Genomic DNA, 17,476 nt, shown 5'->3' on the forward strand with positions numbered 1-17,476 from the left:
GTTCCAGGCCCGTCACCCCATCGCGCGGCCAGGCCGCCCCCACGTCGAGGAACCCTCATGTCCACTGCACACCTGACGCTCGACCCCCGCTTCACCATCGGCGCCGTCCACCGGCGGGTCTTCGGCTCCTTCGTCGAGCACCTGGGCCGCTGCGTCTACGACGGCCTCTACGAGCCCGGCCACCCGACGGCCGACGAGGAGGGCTTCCGGACCGACGTGCTCGAGCTGGTCCGCGAGCTCGGGGTGTCCACCATCCGCTACCCCGGCGGCAACTTCGTCTCCGGCTACCGGTGGGAGGACGGCGTCGGGCCGCGGGAGTCCCGGCCGAAGCGCCTGGACCTGGCCTGGCACTCGCTGGAGACCAACCAGGTGGGCCTGCACGAGTTCGCCCGCTGGAACGACAAGGCCGGCAGCGAGCTGATGCTGGCCGTCAACCTCGGCACCCGCGGTGTGCTGGAGGCCCTCGACCTCCTGGAGTACAGCAACGTCCGGTCCGGGTCGGCCCTGTCGGACCAGCGCATCGCCGACGGCACCCCGGAGCCCTTCGGCGTGAGGATGTGGTGCCTGGGCAACGAGATGGACGGCCCGTGGCAGCTGGGGCACCGCAGCGCGGAGGACTACGGCAAGATCGCCGCCCAGACCGCCAAGGCCATGCGCCAGCTGGACCCGTCGGTCGAGCTCGTGGTGTGCGGCAGCTCCAACTCCGCCATGCCGACGTTCGGCGCGTGGGAGCGCACCGTGCTGGAGCACACCTACGAGGACGTCGACTACATCTCCTGCCACGCCTACTACGCCGAGCGCAACGGCGACCTGGCCGGCTTCCTCGCCTCGGCCGTCGACATGGACCACTTCATCGAGTCCGTCGTCGCCACCGCCGACCACGTCAAGGCCGAGCTGCGCAGCGCCAAGACGATCAACGTCGCCTTCGACGAGTGGAACGTCTGGTACCAGGAGCGCTTCCACGCCGAGGACCAGATCACCGACATCGAGCAGTGGCCCTACGCGCCCCGCCTGCTCGAGGACGCGTACCACGTCGCCGACGCCGTCGTCGTCGGCAGCCTGCTCATCTCGCTGCTCAAGCACGCCGACCGGGTCACCTCCGCGAGCCTCGCGCAGCTGGTCAACGTCATCGCGCCGATCATGACCGAGCCCGGTGGGCCGGCCTGGCGGCAGACGACGTTCTTCCCCTTCGCGCTGACCTCCCGGCTGGCCCGGGGCACCGCGCTGCGCGTCGAGCTGTCGAGCGAGACGTACCGGACCACCGAGCACGGCGACGTCCCGCTGGTCGACGCGGTCGCCACCCACGACCCGGAGACCGGCGCCACGGCGGTCTTCCTGGTCAACCGGGCGATCGAGGGGCCGACGACGGTGACCGTCGACACCCGCAGCCTCGGTGACGTGCGCGTCCTGGAGACGCACACCCTGAACGACGACGACCCCTACGCGGTCAACACCCTGGCCGAGCCGACCCGGGTCACCCCGGTGGCGAACAAGAGCGCCCACCTGCAGGACGGCGTCCTCACCATCGAGCTGCCCCCGGTGTCCTGGACGGCGGTCTCCCTTGGCTGACCCCCTGGCCGCCGGGCACCCGATGACCCCTCACCCGTCCGTCCTGTCCGGATCCCCGGCATCCCCGACCACCAGGAGTGCGCCCGATGGCGACCGTCACCTATGACCGAGCGACCCGGCTCTACCCCGGCAGCGACAAGCCGGCGGTCGACCAGCTCGAGCTGCAGATCGAGGACGGCGAGTTCCTGGTGCTCGTCGGCCCCTCGGGGTGCGGCAAGTCCACCTCGCTGCGGATGCTCGCCGGCCTGGAGGAGGTCGACGGCGGCGCGATCCGGATCGGGGAGACCGACGTCACCGACGTGGCGCCGAAGGACCGGGACATCGCGATGGTGTTCCAGAACTACGCGCTGTACCCGCACATGAGCGTCGCGGACAACATGGGCTTCGCGCTGAAGATCGCCGGGATGGGCAAGGAGGAGCGCCGGGAGCGGGTCGTCGAGGCCGCGAAGCTGCTGGACCTGGAGCCCTACCTGGACCGCAAGCCGAAGGCGCTGTCCGGTGGTCAGCGGCAGCGGGTGGCGATGGGTCGGGCGATCGTGCGGAAGCCGCAGGTGTTCCTGATGGACGAGCCGCTGTCCAACCTGGACGCGAAGCTGCGGGTGCAGACGCGCACCCAGATCGCCTCGTTGCAGCGCCGGCTGGGCATCACCACCGTCTACGTCACCCACGACCAGGTCGAGGCGATGACGATGGGCGACCGGGTCGCGGTGCTCAAGGACGGCCTGCTCATGCAGGTCGGCGCGCCCCGCGAGCTCTACGACCGCCCGGCCAACGTCTTCGTGGCCGGCTTCATCGGCTCCCCGGCGATGAACCTCTTCGAGGTGCCGGTGACCCACGGGGGCGTCCGCTTCGGGGACCACGTCCACCCGGTGGCGCGGCAGTCCCTCGCCGCCAGCCCGGGCGACACGATGACCCTCGGCGTCCGGCCCGAGGACTTCGAGGTCGCCGACTCCGGCGCGGTGGTCGAGGTCGACGTGGTGGAGGAGCTCGGCGCCGACGCCTACCTCTACGGACGGCTCCTCCAGGGGGCCACCGAGCCCCTCGTCACGGTCCGCGTCGACGGCCGGCAGCCACCCCGCCGGGGGGAGCGGGTCCACGTCGTGCCGCGGGCCGGCCACGTCCACCTCTTCGGCAGCGACGGCGCCAGGCTGGCGGACTGATCGTCGGGTCCCGCTGGACGGGCGGGACCTGCCGGTCCGGTCGTCGGGACGTAAGGTCGGCGGCGGAGACGTCAGGGTGTCTGGTGGCCCCCGCGGCCTCTAAAGCCGACGTGGCCGAGCAACTCGGTCAGGCGGGTTCGATTCCCGTCCGTCTCCGCCAACCGCTCCGCGGAGCCGGCCCTCGGGCCGGCTCCGCGACGGGCACCTACGCTCGGCCGCGATGACCACGGAAGCGACGGCCACCGACCCACGCCGGCAGGTGCCCCGCACCGACACGGTGCTCGCCGACCCCGCCGTCGCGGCTGCGGCGCAGCGACTGGGCCGGGAGCTGGTGAAGCGCGCCGTGCAGGTCGCCCAGCAACGCGTCCGGGACGGCGACGTCGCGCCGGAGGACGTCGTCGCCGCCGTACTGGCCGGGCTGCCCGGCACCGCCAGCAGCCTCTCGCCGGTGCTCAACGCCACCGGCGTGCTCGTGCACACCAACCTCGGCCGGGCACCGCTGTCGGGCGCGGCGGTGGCGGCGGTGGTGGCGGCCAGCGGCACCACCGACGTCGAGCTCGACCTCGGCACCGGCCGCCGCGGCCCGCGAGGGGAGGGGGCGCTCTCGGCGTTGCTGGCCGCCGTGCCCGCCGCCGAGGCCGCGCTGGTGGTGAACAACTGCGCCGCCGCGCTGGCGCTGGTGGCCACCGCGTTCGGCGGTGAGCTGGTCATCGCCCGCGGGGAGCTGGTCGAGATCGGCGACGGGTTCCGCATCCCCGACCTGCTGGTCAGCACCGGCGCCCGGCTGCGCGAGGTCGGCACGACGAACCGCGTCTCGCTGGCCGACTACACCGACGCGCTCGGCCCGGACACCGGTGCGGTGCTCAAGGTGCACCCCTCCAACTTCGTCGTCCGCGGGTTCACCCGGTCCGCCGACGTCGCCGAGCTGGCTCCGGCGCTGGCCGGCACCGGGGTGCCGCTGGTCGCGGACGTGGGCAGCGGACTGCTCCGCCCGCATCCACTGCTGCCCGACGAGCCGGACCTGCAGACGACGCTGGCCGCCGGTGCGGACCTGGTGCTGTGCAGCGGCGACAAGCTGCTCGGCGGGCCACAGGCCGGGATCGTGCTCGGCTCCGCGGCGCTGGTCCAGCGGCTGCGCCGGCACCCGCTGTACCGAGCGCTGCGGGTCGACAAGACGACCCTGGCGGCGCTCGAGGCGACGCTGCGTGGTCCCGTGCCGCCGGTGCGGGAGATGCTCGACGCCGACCTGGCCGGCCTGCGGGCCCGCGCCGCCGCGGTCGCCGACGCGCTGCAGGCCCGGGGGGTCGAGGCCGTCGCCGTCCCGGCGACCGCGCGGGTCGGCGGTGGGGGAGCCCCGGAGTTCGAGCTGCCCAGCGCCGCCGTCGCCCTGGACCCCCGGTTCGCCGAGCCGCTGCGCGCCGGCAGGACCCCGGTCGTCGGCTACCTGGAGGGCGACCGCACGCTGCTGGACCTGCGCAGCCTCCTCCCCGCCGACGACGAGCGGCTGATCACCGCCGTGACGGAGGTGGCCCGCCGGTGGAGCTGAACCCTGCCGCGCGGATGGACGTCCTGGCGACCGCCGGCCACGTCGACCACGGCAAGTCGACGCTGGTGACGGCCCTGACCGGGATGGAGCCGGACCGGTGGGAGGAGGAGCGCCGGCGCGGCCTCACCATCGACCTGGGCTTCGCCTGGACGACGCTGCCCTCCGGGCGCCGGCTCGCGGTCGTCGACGTCCCCGGGCACGAGCGGTTCGTGGGCAACATGCTCGCAGGGGTCGGGTCGGTGCCCGCCGCGCTGGTCGTGGTCGCCGCCGACGACGGGTGGTCGGCGCAGACGGCCGAGCACGTCGCCGTCCTGGACGCCCTCGGGGTGCGGCACGGGCTGCTCGCCGTCACCAAGTCCGACCTCGCCGACCCCGCACCGGTGCTCGCCGACGCCGCCGAGCGGCTGGCCGGGACGTCGGTGGGCCGGGTCCCGGCCGTGGCGGTCAGCGCGCGCGCCGGCACCGGTCTGCCGGAGCTGGCCGGTGCGTTGGAGCAGGTGCTGGCCGGCCTGCCCGCACCAGACCCGGCCGCGCCGGTGCGGCTGTGGATCGACCGGGCCTTCACCATCCGGGGCGCCGGCACCGTCGTGACCGGCACCCTGGCCGCCGGAACGGTGACCACCGGTGACCGCCTGGAGCTGGGCGGACGTGCGGTGACCGTGCGCGGGCTGCAGTCGCTGGGTGCGCCGGTCGACTCGGCCTCGGCCACCGCCCGGGTGGCGCTCAACCTGCGCGGGGTGGCGGTCGAGGAGCTCTCCCGCGGCGACGCGCTGCTCACCCCCGACACGTTCCGGCGCACCGCCGACCTCGACGTGACCCTCGTGCGACCGGTCGAGGAGAAGCTGCCCGCCGAGCTGGTCGTGCACATCGGGTCGGCCACGGTCGCCGCGCGCGTGCGGCCGCTGGACGGGTCGGCGCTCCGGCTGCGGCTGGCCACCGAGCTGCCGCTGCGGGTCGGCGACCGGCTGCTGCTGCGCGACCCCGGTGCCCGCCGGGTGCACGGCGCCGACGTGCGCGACGTGGACCCGCCGGAGCTGCGCCGTCGCGGCGCCGCCCGGACCCGCGCGGCCGAGCTCGCCGAACAGCCGCTGGGTGAGGCGGGGGCGCGGGCGGACCTGGTGCGCCGGCGGTTCGTGCGTCGGGCGGACTTCGTCGCCATGGGCTGGCCGGTGCCCGCGGACGCCACGGTCGTGGGCCCCTGGCTCCTGGCGCCGGGGCTCGCCGACGAGCTGGCCGCCCGGGTGCCGCAGGTGGTGGCCCGCTACCGGCAGCTGCGCCCGCTGGAACCCGGCCCGCCGACCGCGGTGCTGCGGTCGGCCCTGGAGCTGCCCGACGTGGAGCTGGTGCCCGCCCTCGTCCGGGAGCCCCTGGCGCTGCGGGACGGCCGGGTCGTCGCCGGTGCCGCGGCGCTGCCACCGGCGGTGCAGCAGGCGGTGGACGGCATCCGCGCCCGGCTGGGGCAGGAGCCGTTCGCCGCACCCGAGGCCGGTGACCTGGTGGCCGCCGGGCTGGGGCCGCGCGAGCTGGCCGCGGCGGTGCGGGACGAGCAGCTGGTGCGGATCACCGAGGGCATCTACCTGGCACCCGGCGTCGCCGAGCAGGCTCGGGCCCGGCTGGCAGCGCTGCCGCAGCCGTTCACGCTCAGCGAGGCCCGCAAGGCGTGGGGGACCACGCGCCGGGTCGCCGTCCCGCTGGCCGAGTGGCTCGACGCCCGCGGGGTCACCGTCCGCCAGCCGGACAACACCCGCCGCCTGCGCTGACCCGGCGGGTGAGCCGACCGGCTGGGCTCAGACCGGGCCGCCGCCGGCGGCCAGCTGCCGCAGGTCGACGTGCGCCGGCGTCTCGACCGGCAGCGGGGGATCGGCGTCGCGGACCTCGACGAGCTGGTCGGGAGTCACCGGCTCCGGGAGCCGGCGGAACTGAGCCCGGGGGTCCACCTGCTCGGTCATGGCCTCAGGGTGCCGCCGTGGGGACGGGCACGACAAGGGTTCGGCGCGCTCGTGCTCTGGCTGCACCGGTGCACCAGAGCACGAGCGCGCGCAGGACTACTCGCCGGCCGGCACCCAGCGGGCGGGGCGCTTCTCCCTTAAGGCGGCGATGCCCTCCTGGCCCTCCTCGCCGGCGAAGAACCGCGCCGACAGCTCCAGCAGCCCGGGGAACTGCCCGGCCAGGTCGGCCCCCGACCGCAGCAGCCGCTTCGTCTCCGCCAGCGCGGTCGGCGCCCCCGCGGCCAGTGCGGTGACCTGGGCGGCGACGGTGGCGTCGACCTCGTCGTCGGGCACCGCCAGGTCGACCAGCCCGCCGGCGGCGGCGGTCGCGGCGTCGAAGACCTCGCCGGTGAGCATCAGCCGGTGGACGACGTTCGGCAGCATCCGCGGCCGGCACACCGCGGAGATCACCGCCGGGACGAGGCCGATCCGCACCTCGGTGAACGCGAACGTGGCGCCGGCGCCGGCCACCACGACGTCGCAGGCGGCGGCCAGCCCCACGCCGCCCGCACGGGCCGGGCCACGGATGGCGGCGAGCACCGGCTTGGGCGCGTGCCAGATCAGCTGCAGCAGCTCGGGGAACTCGTTGACCCCCTGGTCGGCGGCGGCGCCACCGGTGGCCTCGGTGAGGTCCATGCCCGAGCAGAACACCCGGCCGGTGTGGTCGAGCACCACCACCCGCACGGCGTCGTCGGCGAAGGCCGCGGTGAGGGCGGCGCGGAGCTGGGCGCGCATGGCGCGGGAGAGGGCGTTGCGGTTGGCGGGGGAGTCGAGGGTCAGCCGGGCCACGCCGGCGGACACCTCGACGGAGAGCACGCGGTCGTCATTGGTCGCGGAGGTCACGCCGCCATCTTGCCGGGGGCGGTCACACTGGGAGCAGCGATGACCACGACCCTCCCTCTCCTCGGCCAGACCCCGGCGCTGCCCGCGGACCCCTCGATGCTCCCGGCGTCGGCGCGCGAGGGGCTGGCGACGACGCCGTTCGGCCTCTACGTGCACGTGCCGTTCTGCGCCACCCGCTGCGGCTACTGCGACTTCAACACCTACACCTCCGACGAGCTGGGCCCCGGCGCCAACCGCAGCGAGTACGCCGGCACCGCGATCGCCGAGCTGCGGCTGGCCGCCGAGGTGCTGGGCCCCGACCGTCCGCCGGTGCAGACGGTCTTCGTCGGTGGCGGCACCCCGACGCTGCTGCCGGCCGGTGACCTGGTGGCCGTCATGGACGCCGTCCGTGAGCTCTTCCCCGTCGCCCCCGACGTCGAGGTGACCACGGAGGCCAACCCCGAGTCGGTGACGCCGGAGTCGCTGGCCACCCTGCGGGCCGGTGGCTTCACCCGGATCAGCCTGGGCATGCAGTCCGCCGCCGAGCACGTGCTCGCCGTGCTGGACCGCCGGCACACCCCCGGCCGGGCGGTGCAGGCCGCGCACGAGGCCCGCGCCGCCGGTTTCGACCACGTCAACCTGGACCTGATCTACGGCGCGCCGGGGGAGACCGACGCCGACTGGCAGGCCTCGCTCGACGCCGTCCTGGCCGCCCCGGTCGACCACGTCAGCGCCTACGCCCTCATCGTCGAGCAGGGCACCCGGCTGGCCCGGCGGGTCGCCCGCGGCGAGCTGCCGATGCCGGACGACGACGTGCTCGCCGACCGCTACGAGCAGGCCGACCGGGCGTTCGGCGGCGCCGGGCTGGGTTGGTACGAGGTGTCCAACTGGGCCCGCGACCGGGCGGCGCGCTGCCGGCACAACGAGCTGTACTGGGCCAACGCCAACTGGTGGGGCATCGGGCCGGGCGCGCACTCGCACGTCGGCGGGCTGCGCTGGTGGAACGTCAAGCACCCGGCCGCCTACGCCGACCGGCTCGCCGCCGGACTGCACCCGGCCGCCGACACCGAGCTGCTGACGGCGGAGGACCAGGCGCTGGAGCGGGTGATGCTGGGGCTGCGGCTGCGCGACGGGCTGCCGCTGGCCGCGCTGTCGGCGGCCGGGCAGGCGCGGGCCGCGGAGGCATGCGTCCGGGGGCTGCTGGCCGCCGGGCCGCACGAAGCCGGGCTCGCCGTCCTCACCGACCGGGGCCGGCTCCTCGCCGACGCCGTCGTCCGCGACCTCACGGACTGAGGAAGGACCCCCTCCTCCCCACCCTTCGCAGGCTCAGGGCGAGCCTCGGGACGGGGCCTGACCGCGGCTTCCACCGCTCGCACGCTCGCGGTGGGCCCCTGCAGCAGGGCCGGAGGACGGGGCCTCAGCCGTGGAGGGCGGCGAGCACCTGGTCGCCGAAGCGCTCCAGCTTCGTGGCGCCGACGCCGCCGATCGTGCCCAGGGCGGACAGGGTCGCCGGCTCCTCGGTGGCGATCTGCCGCAGCGTCGCGTCGTGGAAGACGACGTAGGCCGGCACCCCCTGCTCCTTGGCGGTGGCGGCCCGCCAGGCCCGCAGCCGCTCGAAGGCGCCGGCGGCCGATGCAGGGAGCTCGGGAGCGGCGGCCTTGCCCCCACGGGCCCGGGCGGCCCGCACCGGGCGGTCGGGCTCGCGGCGCATCAGCACCTCGCGCTCCCGGCGCAGCACCGGCCCGCTGGCCTCGTTGAGTGCCAGCGTCCCGTACTCGCCCTGCACGGCGAGCAGCCCTTGCGCGAGCAGCTGACGGACGACGCCACGCCACTGGCCCTCGGACAGGTCGGTGCCGATGCCGAAGGTGGTCAGCTCGTCGTGGCTGTGCTGGGCGACCTTGTCGGTGCGCTTGCCCAGCAGGATGTCGATCGACTGGCCCGCGCCGAAGGACTGCCCGCGCTCGCGCTGCAACCGCAGCACCGTGGACAGCAGCATCTGCGCCGGGACGGTGGCGTCCCAGGACTCCGGTGGGTTCAGGCAGGTGTCGCAGTTCCCGCAGGGTGAGCTCTCCTGGCCGAAGTGGGCCAGCAGCCGCACCCGCCGGCACTCGACGGTCTCGCAGAGCGCGAGCATCGCGTCCAGCTGGGCAGACAGCACGCGGCGGTGCGCGGCGTCGCCCTCGGAGGAGTCGATCATCTTGCGTTGCTGCACGACGTCGGCGAGCCCGTAGGCCAGCCACGCGGTGGAGGGCAGGCCGTCGCGGCCGGCGCGGCCGGTCTCCTGGTAGTAGCCCTCCACCGACTTGGGCAGGTCGAGGTGGGCGACGAAGCGGACGTCGGGCTTGTCGATGCCCATCCCGAACGCGATGGTCGCCACCATCACCAGGCCGTCCTCGCGGAGGAAACGGGACTGGTGCAGCGCGCGGGTCCGCTGGTCCAGGCCCGCGTGGTACGGCAGCGCCGCGATGCCCTGGCCCACCAGGAACTCCGCGGTCTTCTCCACCGAGGCCCGGGACAGGCAGTAGACGATCCCGGCGTCCCCGGGGTGCTCGGTGCGCAGCAGGTCCAGCAGCTGCTTGCGTGGCTCGTTCTTCGGCGCGATCCGGTACTGGATGTTCGGTCGGTCGAACCCGGCGACCACGTGCAGCGCGTCGTCCAGCTGCAACCGGGTGCTGATCTCGGTGTGCGTGGCCCGGGTGGCCGTCGCCGTGAGGGCGATCCGTGGGACGTCGGGCCAGCGCTCGTGCAGCATCGACAGCGCGAGGTAGTCGGGCCGGAAGTCGTGCCCCCACTGCGCGACGCAGTGCGCCTCGTCGATGGCGAACAGGGCGATCCGGCCGCGCTCGAGCAGGCGGGCGGTCGGGGAGGCGCCCCCGCCGAGGGACTCCGGGGCCACGTAGAGCAGGTCGAGCTCCTCGGCGAGGAAGGCCTCCTCGACGGCCCGGCGCTCGGCGCGGTCCTGGCTGGAGTTGAGGAACCCGGCGCGCACACCGAGGGTGCGCAGCGTGTCGACCTGGTCCTGCATGAGCGCGATCAGCGGCGAGACCACCACCCCGACGCCGTCCCGCAGCAGGGCCGGCACCTGGTAGCACAGCGACTTCCCGCCACCGGTGGGCATGAGCACCAGCGCGTCGCCCCCGGCGACGACGTGGTCGACGACCTCGCGCTGCGGTCCGCGGAAGGCGTCGTAGCCGAACACCCGACCGAGCACCTCGAGGGCCGGGTCCTGGAGCGCAGGGTCCTGGAGCGCGGGGTCCTCGATCACGTCCACGAGGCGAGGGTAGGCGGGTCGGGGCCGGTGGTCTGACATCCGTCACGAGGTGTGGACGACGTCTCACACTGCCGCCGGACCCCCGGTGACCGCCAGGCTCGGGTCATGCCCGAGACCCCCGCCCTCGACGTCCGCGGACTGACCGTCCGGTACGGCGACGTCACCGCAGTGCACGACCTGACCCTGGCCGTCCCCCGGGGGGAGACCGTCGCCCTGCTCGGCGCCAACGGGGCCGGGAAGTCCTCCGTCGTCAACGCCGCCCTCGGCCTGTTCCGCCCGGCCGCCGGCACGGTCCGGCTGCTCGGCCGCGAGCCGACCGCGGCGCTGCAGGCCGGCGGCGTCGGCGCGATGCTGCAGCACGGCGGCCTGCCCAGCGAGGCCCGCGTCGGCGAGGTGCTGGCGCTGGTCCGCCGCCGCTACGCGGACCCGTGGCCGCTGGCGGACCTGGCCGCCACGGCCGGCATCGGCGGCGTGCTCGGCCGCTCGGTCGACGCGCTCTCCGGCGGTCAGCGCCAGCGGGTGCTGCTCGCCCTCGCCCTGGCCGGAGCACCCCCGCTGCTGCTGCTGGACGAGCCGACCTCGGCGATGGACGTCGAGGGCCGGCAGGCCTTCTGGGCCACGATGCGCGACCTGGCCGGGCGCGGGCACACCGTCGTCTTCGCCACCCACCACCTCGACGAGGCCGACGCGGTCGCCGACCGGGTCGTGGTCGTGGACGGTGGCCGGGTCGTGGCCGACGGGACGGCGGCGGCGATCAAGTCGCGCATCGGCGGGCGCACCGTCCGGTTCCGCTGCCCCGGGCCGCGGGACGGCCTGTCAGGGCTGCCCGGCGTCACCGGCGCGGGCGGGGACGGCGACTGGGTCGAGCTGGCCACCTCCGACGCCGAGGCCACCCTGCGCGCGCTGCTCGCCGGCCACGACGCACTGCCTGACCTCGAGGTGCGCGGCGCCAGCCTCGAACAGGCCTTCCTGCACCTCACCAGCACCGCGGACGGAGCCCTCCGATGACCGACCTGTTCCTTTTCCAGCTCCGCCGGGTGGGCCGCAACAAGCAGTACCTGTTCTTCACGGTGCTGTTGCCGGCGCTGTTCACGATCTTCTTCACCCAGGTGATCGGCGGGCAGGTGCCGGCCGGTGAGTTCCAGGACCTGGCCGGCGCCGTCCTCGTCTCGATGATGGCCTACGGGGCGATCGGGGCCGCGCTCGGCGCGACGATCCGGATGGCCTTCGACCGCTCCTCCGGCTGGCTGCGTCAGCTGCGCGTGACGCCGGTTCCCGCCGGGTCGGTCTTCGCCGTCGACGTCCTGGTCGGGGCGCTGCTGGTGCTGCCCAGCCTGGTCGTCGTCGCGCTGGTCGGGCGGTTCGTCAACGGCGTCGAGTTCGGCCTGGGCACCTGGGTGGCGCTGGTCGGGTCGCTGTGGGCGGGGTCGGTGGTCTTCGTGGCCCTCGGTGTGGCGGTGGGGCTGGCGCTGGACGCCCAGGCCGCGGGTGCTGCGATCGGGATCCTCGGCACGGTGCTGGCCGCGCTGGGCGGCCTGTGGTTCCCGGTGGAGATGTTCCCCGGCGGGATGGTGACCCTGGCCCGTGCACTGCCGTCCTACTGGTTCGCCGAGCTGGGCCGGGACGTGGCGGCCGGCACGTTCACCGGCGCGCCGGTGCTCGTGCTGGCCGGCTACGGCGCCGTGTTCGCCGCCGCCGCGCTGGTGGTCGCCCGGCGGCGCCCGCTGCACGCCGTGGCGGGCTGACCCGTGACCGGGCGACCGGGCGCTAGCGTCGGCCTCGTGGACCGGTCGAACTGGTGGGGGCAGGCGATCTGGGCGGTGCCGTGGCTGCTGTTCCAGTTCTTCCCGATCGCCGACCTGGTCACCACCGAGCGCCCGACGGCGGCGCGCTGGGTCGGCGCGATCGGCTTGCTCGTCTTCACCGTGGTCTACCTGCGGGTGATGGGCCAGCTCGGCCGGCCGCGGGCGCTGCGGCCGGAGTTCGCCGTGACCGCGGTGCTGGCCGTCGCGCTGGCAGTCGGGTTCGGGCCGGCCTTCGCCGGGTTGATGATCTACGTGGCGGCGGCCGCCGCGGCCACGGTGCCCGGGCGCTGGGTGTGGCCGGCCGTGGTCGGCGCGGCGCTGGTGTGCCTGGCGGTGCCCCTGGCCTCGGGGGACCCCGGCCTGCTGTTCCTGTCGCCCATTTGCCTGCTCACCGCCTTCGGGATCCGGGGCACCGGCTACCTGATCACCGTGAACCAGGAGCTGCAGGAGGCCCGCGAGGAGCTGGCCCGCAACGCCGTCACCGAGGAGCGGCTGCGCTTCGCCCGTGACCTGCACGACCTGCTCGGCCACTCGTTGTCGCTGATCGCGCTCAAGAGCGAGCTGGCCCGCCGGCTGGCCGAGGCCGACCCGGCGCGCGCCCGGCAGGAGATGGCCGACGTCGAGGCGGCGGCCCGCGGGGCGCTGGCCGAGGTGCGGGACGCCGTCAGCGGCTACCGGCAGGTCACCTGTGCCCAGGCGCTCGACGAGGCCCGCTCCGCGCTGAGCGGGGCCGGCATCGACGTCCGGCTGCCCGACCGGGTGCCGCCGCTGCCGGGCACGGTCGACGCCGCGCTCGGCTGGGTGGTGCGCGAGGCGACGACCAACGTGCTGCGGCACAGCCGGGCCGGCACGGTGACGATCGGCCTGGCCGAGGACGGGGTGGCGGCGGTGCTGTCGGTGACCGACGACGGTCGGGGCGCGGAGGACCCGGTCACCGTGCTGGGGACCTCGCCGGGGTCGGGGCTGGCCGGGCTTCGCGAGCGGGTCGGCGCGCTGGGCGGTGAGCTCGCCGCGGGGCCGGTGGCCGGCGGCGGCTACCGGCTTCGGGCCACGGTGCCGCTGCTCCCGGTGTCGGCGAGCACGACGACGGTGTCCGCGTGACGATCCGGGTGCTGCTGGCCGAGGACCAGGCGCTGGTGCGGGGTGCGCTGCGGGCGCTGCTGGAGCTCGAGGAGGACATCGAGGTGGTGGCCGAGGTCGGCCGCGGTGACGAGGTGCTCGAGGCCGCGCGCGCCTGCCGCCCGGACGTGGCCCTGCTGGACATCGAGATGCCGGGCCAGGACGGGCTGGAGGCGGCCCGGGAGCTGGCCGCCGCGCTGCCGGAGGTGCGCACCGTCGTCCTCACCACCTTCGGCCGGCCCGGGTTCCTGCGCCGGGCGATGGAGGTCGGCGCCGCCGGCTTCCTGGTCAAGGACTCGCCGGTGGCCGAGCTGGCCCGGGGCATCCGGGCGGTGATGGCGGGGGAGCGGGTGATCGACCGGGACCTCGCTGCCGCTGCGCTGGCGATGGGCGCGACACCGCTGTCGGGTCGCGAGGCCGACGTGCTGCGGGCGGCGGCCGACGGAGCGACGGTCGCCGACATCGCCGGGCGGCTGTACCTGTCGGAGGGGACGGTGCGGAACTACCTGTCCTCGGCGATCGGCAAGACCGGGGCGCGCACCCGGGTGGAGGCGGCGCGGGTCGCGGAGGAGAAGGGCTGGCTCTGAACCGTCAGCGCGCCCGGCCGGCGTCGGCCGGGCTGGCGTCTGCGGAGCTGCGCTCGGCCGGGGTCTGGGCCGGCATCAGCGAGTCGAGGTCGAGCACCCGGACGTGGATGACGTTGCGCTGCTGCAGGGCCGCGCGCAGGGCGCGGTGCAGGCCGTCCTCCAGGTACGTCTCGCCCTGCCACTGCACCGCGTGCGGGAACAGGTCGCCGTAGAAGGTCGAGTCGTCGGCGAGCAGGGTGTCGAGGGCCAGCTCGCGCTTGGTCGTGACGAGGGTGTCCATCCGGATCTGCCGGGGCGGGATCATCGCCCAGTCGCGGGTGGAGAAGCCGTGGTCGGGGTAGGGGCGTCCATCACGCACCGCCTTGAAGATCAGGGCTGAGCCTCCCGCTCCCCGGCCCCCCGGTGGGGTCCGTCGACCCGAATCACACTAGTGGTGCCCAGCGGCCATCGCCGACGCCTGATCGGACGGTATCGATCCCATCTGGCGGTGGGGCACCGCGAGCCGGAGGACGCCCTGGCCGGCCGGTCGTATGCTGGCACTCGGTCCACGCGAGTGCCAGGCACCTGCCCGGGGCAGCCACCGCGGACCACGTCGATCCGGTACGGGAGGTGTCAGCCGTGGCGCACGACGACCGGCGCCTGCGGGTGCTGCGGGCGATCGTCCAGGACTACGTCTCCACCAACGACCCGGTGGGGAGCAAGGCCCTGGCCGCCCGCTACGACCTCGGGGTGAGCCCGGCCACCATCCGCAACGACATGGCGGTGCTGGAGGAGGAGGGCTACATCACCCAGCCGCACACCAGTGCCGGCCGGGTGCCCACCGACAAGGGCTACCGCTTCTTCGTCGACCGGCTGAGTGCGATCAAGCCGCTGTCGGCCGCCGAGCGGAAGGCGATCGAGAAGTTCCTCGACGGCGCCGTCGACCTGCACGACGTGCTCGGCCGCAGCGTCCGGCTGCTGGCCCAGCTGACCCGCCAGGTCGCCGTCGTGCAGTACCCGACGCTGTCGCGCAGTGCCGTCCGGCACCTGGAGCTGGTGCCGCTGTCGACGTCCCGGCTGCTGATGGTGCTGATCACCGACACCGGCCGGGTCGAGCAGCGCGTGGTGGAGGTGCCGGTCGACACCGAGGCCGAGACGGTCGCCGAGCTGCGCACGCTGCTCAACACCGCCTTCACCGGCGCGAAGCTGGGGGAGGCCAGCGACAAGGTCGGTGACCTGGTCGACAACTCCGCCCCGCACCTCCGCCCGCTCGTCGCCGCGGTGAGCGCGACCATGCTGGAGACCCTGGTCGAGCCCTCCGAGGACCGGCTGGTCATCGGCGGGACGGCCAACCTCGCGCAGGGCAGCGCCCTGGACTTCCCCGGCACCTTCCGGCCGTTGCTGGAGGCGCTGGAAGAACAGGTGGTGGTCCTGCGGTTGATGGCCGAGGTGGGGCCCAGCACGGTGACCGTGAGCATCGGTGAGGAGAACGAGCACGAGGCGCTGACCGCCGCGTCGTTCGTCTCCGTGGGCTACGGGTCCGGCGACCAGGCGCTCGGTGGCCTGGGTGTCGTCGGCCCCACCCGGATGGACTACGCAGGGAACATCGCCGCGGTACGAGCCGTGGCCCGCTACGTCGGCCATCTGCTGGCCGAGAGCTGAGGACTGAGAACGCTTCATGGCAACCGACTACTACGGCGTGCTGGGCCTTGCCCGCGGGGCCAGTGACGCCGAGATCAAGCGCGCCTACCGCAAGATGGCGCGCGACCTGCACCCCGACGTCAACCCCGAGCCGGGCGCGAAGGAGAAGTTCGGCGAGGTCAGCCGGGCCTACGAGGCGCTGACCGACCCGGACAAGCGTCGGATCATCGACCTCGGCGGTGACCCCTACGAGACCGGGGGTGGCCGCGGCGGCAGCCCGTTCGGCAACGCCGCCGGCTTCGGCGGCCTCGGCGACATCATGGACGCCTTCTTCGGCGGTGCGGGCGGCGGACGCGGGCCGCGCGGCCGCACCCGGGAGGGCGAGGACGCGCTGATCCGGGTCGAGCTGGACCTGGACGAGACGGTGTTCGGCACGACGACGGAGGTCACCGTCGACACCGCCGTGCTCTGCGACGTCTGCACCGGTGCCGGCACCGCACCCGGCACCCACCCGGAGACCTGCTCGACCTGCAACGGCCGCGGCGAGGTGCAGAGCGTGCAGCGCTCCTTCCTCGGCCAGGTCATCGCCAGCCGCCCGTGCCCCACCTGCCAGGCCACCGGCCAGGTCATCCCCAACCCGTGCCCGAAGTGCGCCGGTGACGGCCGGGTGCGCTCCCGCCGCACCATCCCGGTGAAGGTCCCGGCCGGCGTCGAGGACGGCATGCGGATCCGGCTGGCCGGCTACGGCGAGGTCGGCCCCGGGGGCGGCCCGGCCGGCGACCTCTACGTCGAGGTCCGTGAGCGCCCGCACGACGTCTTCACCCGCGACGGCGAGGACCTGCACTGCCGGGTCACGCTGCCGATGACCGCGGCGGCGCTGGGCACCACGCTCAAGCTGGAGACCCTCGACGGCATCGAGGACCTCACGATCAAGGCCGGCACCCAGTCCGGCAGCGTGCTCACCCTGCGGGCCCACGGAGCCCCGCGGCTGCGGGGCACCGGCCGGGGCAACCTGCTCGTCCACCTGGACGTGCAGACGCCGACCCGGCTCGACGGGCGTCAGTCCGAGCTGCTGCGCGAGCTGGCCGGGCTGCGCGGTGAGGACCTCACCGACGGCAACAGCGCCAACCACGGTGGCCTCTTCACCCGGGTGCGCGACGCGTTCAACGGCCGATGAGCCAGGCCCCGGACGCGCCCACCGCCGACGGTGCCCCGCTCTTCCTGCTCGACCAGGTGCCGGACGGCGACGTCCTCACCGTGGACGGGGCGGAGGGCCGGCACGCCGTCGACGTGCTACGGCTCGGGGCCGGTGAGCGCGTCCGGGTGAGCGACGGGCGGGGGCTGCTGGTCGAGGGCTCGGTGCTCGCGGCCGAGGGGTCGGCGCTGCGCGTCCAGGTGCTCACCCGGCACGACGTCCCCGCGCCGCAGCCGGAGTTCGTGCTGGTGCAGGCGCTGCCCAAGGGCGACCGGGGCCCGCTCGCCGTCGACCTCGCCACCGAGCTGGGCGTCGACCGGATCGTGCCGTGGACGGCGGCCCGCTGCGTCACCCGGTGGCGGGAGGACCGGGTCGACAAGGGCCTGGCCAAGTGGCGCTCGGCCGCCCGGGCCGCGACCAAGCAGGCCCGCCGGCCGCGGGTGCCCGAGGTGACGGAGCCGATGAGCACGCGCCAGGTCTGCGGGATGCTCGCCGACGTCGACCTGGCGCTGGTGCTGCACGAGCAGGCCCGCCAGCCGTTCGCGCAGGTCGAGGTGCCGACGACCGGGGCGATCGCCGTCATCGTCGGCCCCGAGGGCGGGCTCACCGACGGCGAGGTGGTCGCCTTCCGGGCGGCCGGCGCCCACTCGGTGCGCCTCGGTCCCGAGGTGCTCCGGACGTCGACCGCCGGCGCCGCCGCACTGGCTGCGCTGAGCGTCCGCACCCGCTGGGCCTGACGCTCGACTGAGCAGTTGTGGTCGCCGACACGGCCGGACACGCCGGGGACGACGACC

At 74.9% G+C, this 17,476-nt stretch carries 16 protein-coding genes and 1 tRNA gene; 13 read left to right on the forward strand and 4 right to left on the reverse strand.

The genetic code is table 11. From position 1 onward, the window contains the following. The first annotated feature begins 57 nt into the window (after positions 1-57). From arfA to selB, 5 genes are all read left to right on the forward strand, one after another. Positions 58-1,569, forward strand: coding sequence for an arabinosylfuranosidase ArfA (arfA, locus tag O2V61_RS06315; protein WP_269182455.1), 1,512 nt, complete (start codon positions 58-60; stop codon positions 1,567-1,569). Between the two features lie 86 nt (positions 1,570-1,655). After that, positions 1,656-2,729, forward strand: a complete 1,074-nt coding sequence (locus O2V61_RS06320) for an ABC transporter ATP-binding protein (protein WP_269182456.1) — start codon at positions 1,656-1,658, stop codon at positions 2,727-2,729. A 64-nt stretch (positions 2,730-2,793) separates the two neighbouring features. Continuing rightward, positions 2,794-2,889 (forward strand) — tRNA-OTHER (locus tag O2V61_RS06325). A 60-nt stretch (positions 2,890-2,949) separates the two neighbouring features. Then, positions 2,950-4,275, forward strand: a complete 1,326-nt coding sequence (gene selA, locus O2V61_RS06330; RefSeq protein ID WP_269182457.1) for an L-seryl-tRNA(Sec) selenium transferase — start codon at positions 2,950-2,952, stop codon at positions 4,273-4,275. Next, positions 4,266-6,035 (forward strand): selenocysteine-specific translation elongation factor, encoded by a 1,770-nt coding sequence (gene selB / locus O2V61_RS06335; RefSeq protein ID WP_269182458.1) that lies wholly within the window; start codon positions 4,266-4,268, stop codon positions 6,033-6,035. Before selA ends, selB begins: the two co-directional genes overlap by 10 nt. A 27-nt stretch (positions 6,036-6,062) precedes the next feature. Here the strand turns inward: selB and O2V61_RS06340 are convergent, their stop codons facing one another. Together O2V61_RS06340 and O2V61_RS06345 are read right to left on the reverse strand one after the other, a co-directional pair. Further along, complete coding sequence (locus O2V61_RS06340) at positions 6,063-6,224, reverse strand: hypothetical protein (RefSeq protein ID WP_269171421.1); 162 nt, start codon at positions 6,222-6,224, stop codon at positions 6,063-6,065. 96 nt (positions 6,225-6,320) lie between these two features. Continuing rightward, a complete protein-coding gene (locus O2V61_RS06345) occupies positions 6,321-7,106 on the reverse strand; it encodes an enoyl-CoA hydratase-related protein (RefSeq protein ID WP_269182459.1) in 786 nt (261 codons plus the stop codon). A gap of 39 nt (positions 7,107-7,145) precedes the next feature. On the opposite strand from O2V61_RS06345, the gene hemW reads away from it, so the two are divergent. Continuing rightward, on the forward strand, positions 7,146-8,378 hold the full coding sequence (hemW, locus tag O2V61_RS06350; RefSeq protein ID WP_269182460.1) for a radical SAM family heme chaperone HemW: 1,233 nt from the start codon (positions 7,146-7,148) through the stop codon (positions 8,376-8,378). 124 nt (positions 8,379-8,502) lie between these two features. Here hemW and recQ read toward each other — a convergent pair whose 3' ends face one another. Beyond that, complete coding sequence (gene recQ, locus O2V61_RS06355; RefSeq protein ID WP_269182461.1) at positions 8,503-10,356, reverse strand: DNA helicase RecQ; 1,854 nt, start codon at positions 10,354-10,356, stop codon at positions 8,503-8,505. Between the two features lie 105 nt (positions 10,357-10,461). On the opposite strand from recQ, the gene O2V61_RS06360 reads away from it, so the two are divergent. Genes O2V61_RS06360 through O2V61_RS06375 form a run of 4 tightly spaced genes read left to right on the forward strand, consistent with a single transcriptional unit; the run spans position 10,462 to position 13,867 of the window. Beyond that, a complete protein-coding gene (locus O2V61_RS06360; protein ID WP_269182462.1) occupies positions 10,462-11,364 on the forward strand; it encodes an ATP-binding cassette domain-containing protein in 903 nt (300 codons plus the stop codon). Then, complete coding sequence (locus O2V61_RS06365) at positions 11,361-12,101, forward strand: ABC transporter permease (RefSeq protein WP_269182463.1); 741 nt, start codon at positions 11,361-11,363, stop codon at positions 12,099-12,101. Before O2V61_RS06360 ends, O2V61_RS06365 begins: the two co-directional genes overlap by 4 nt. 36 nt (positions 12,102-12,137) lie before the next feature. Continuing rightward, entirely contained in the window at positions 12,138-13,262 is a 1,125-nt protein-coding gene (locus O2V61_RS06370) for a sensor histidine kinase (protein WP_269182464.1), read from the forward strand. Then, positions 13,259-13,867 carry a response regulator transcription factor gene (locus O2V61_RS06375; protein ID WP_269182465.1) on the forward strand — a complete coding sequence of 203 codons (609 nt, stop codon included), beginning with the start codon at positions 13,259-13,261 and terminating at the stop codon, positions 13,865-13,867. Before O2V61_RS06370 ends, O2V61_RS06375 begins: the two co-directional genes overlap by 4 nt. A 4-nt stretch (positions 13,868-13,871) precedes the next feature. On the opposite strand, the gene O2V61_RS06380 is transcribed toward O2V61_RS06375, so the two are convergent. Further along, positions 13,872-14,240, reverse strand: a complete 369-nt coding sequence (locus tag O2V61_RS06380) for a type II toxin-antitoxin system VapB family antitoxin (protein ID WP_442929172.1) — start codon at positions 14,238-14,240, stop codon at positions 13,872-13,874. A gap of 245 nt (positions 14,241-14,485) precedes the next feature. Between O2V61_RS06380 and hrcA the strand changes: the two genes are divergently transcribed. The 3 genes from hrcA to O2V61_RS06395 are packed head-to-tail and all read left to right on the forward strand — an operon-like array spanning position 14,486 to position 17,419. Further along, positions 14,486-15,508: a heat-inducible transcriptional repressor HrcA gene (gene hrcA, locus O2V61_RS06385; protein ID WP_269157207.1), complete on the forward strand. Its 1,023-nt coding sequence runs from the start codon at positions 14,486-14,488 to the stop codon at positions 15,506-15,508. A 16-nt stretch (positions 15,509-15,524) separates the two neighbouring features. Then, positions 15,525-16,664 carry a molecular chaperone DnaJ gene (gene dnaJ, locus O2V61_RS06390; RefSeq protein WP_269182466.1) on the forward strand — a complete coding sequence of 380 codons (1,140 nt, stop codon included), beginning with the start codon at positions 15,525-15,527 and terminating at the stop codon, positions 16,662-16,664. After that, positions 16,661-17,419, forward strand: a complete 759-nt coding sequence (locus tag O2V61_RS06395; RefSeq protein WP_269182467.1) for a 16S rRNA (uracil(1498)-N(3))-methyltransferase — start codon at positions 16,661-16,663, stop codon at positions 17,417-17,419. Before dnaJ ends, O2V61_RS06395 begins: the two co-directional genes overlap by 4 nt. The last annotated feature ends 57 nt before the right edge of the window (positions 17,420-17,476 follow it).

It is taken from the genome of Modestobacter sp. VKM Ac-2985, from assembly GCF_026967925.1.
In the GTDB taxonomy this organism is placed as follows: Bacteria; Actinomycetota; Actinomycetes; order Mycobacteriales; family Geodermatophilaceae; genus Modestobacter.

Coding starts and splice junctions, on each gene's coding strand:
- arfA (WP_269182455.1), top strand. CDS start 58: ATGTCCACTGCACACCTGACGCTCGACCCCCGCTTCACCATCGGCGCC.
- O2V61_RS06320 (WP_269182456.1), top strand. CDS start 1,656: ATGGCGACCGTCACCTATGACCGAGCGACCCGGCTCTACCCCGGCAGC.
- selA (WP_269182457.1), top strand. CDS start 2,950: ATGACCACGGAAGCGACGGCCACCGACCCACGCCGGCAGGTGCCCCGC.
- O2V61_RS06340 (WP_269171421.1), bottom strand. CDS start 6,224: ATGACCGAGCAGGTGGACCCCCGGGCTCAGTTCCGCCGGCTCCCGGAG.
- hemW (WP_269182460.1), top strand. CDS start 7,146: ATGACCACGACCCTCCCTCTCCTCGGCCAGACCCCGGCGCTGCCCGCG.
- O2V61_RS06360 (WP_269182462.1), top strand. CDS start 10,462: ATGCCCGAGACCCCCGCCCTCGACGTCCGCGGACTGACCGTCCGGTAC.
- O2V61_RS06365 (WP_269182463.1), top strand. CDS start 11,361: ATGACCGACCTGTTCCTTTTCCAGCTCCGCCGGGTGGGCCGCAACAAG.
- dnaJ (WP_269182466.1), top strand. CDS start 15,525: ATGGCAACCGACTACTACGGCGTGCTGGGCCTTGCCCGCGGGGCCAGT.
- O2V61_RS06395 (WP_269182467.1), top strand. CDS start 16,661: ATGAGCCAGGCCCCGGACGCGCCCACCGCCGACGGTGCCCCGCTCTTC.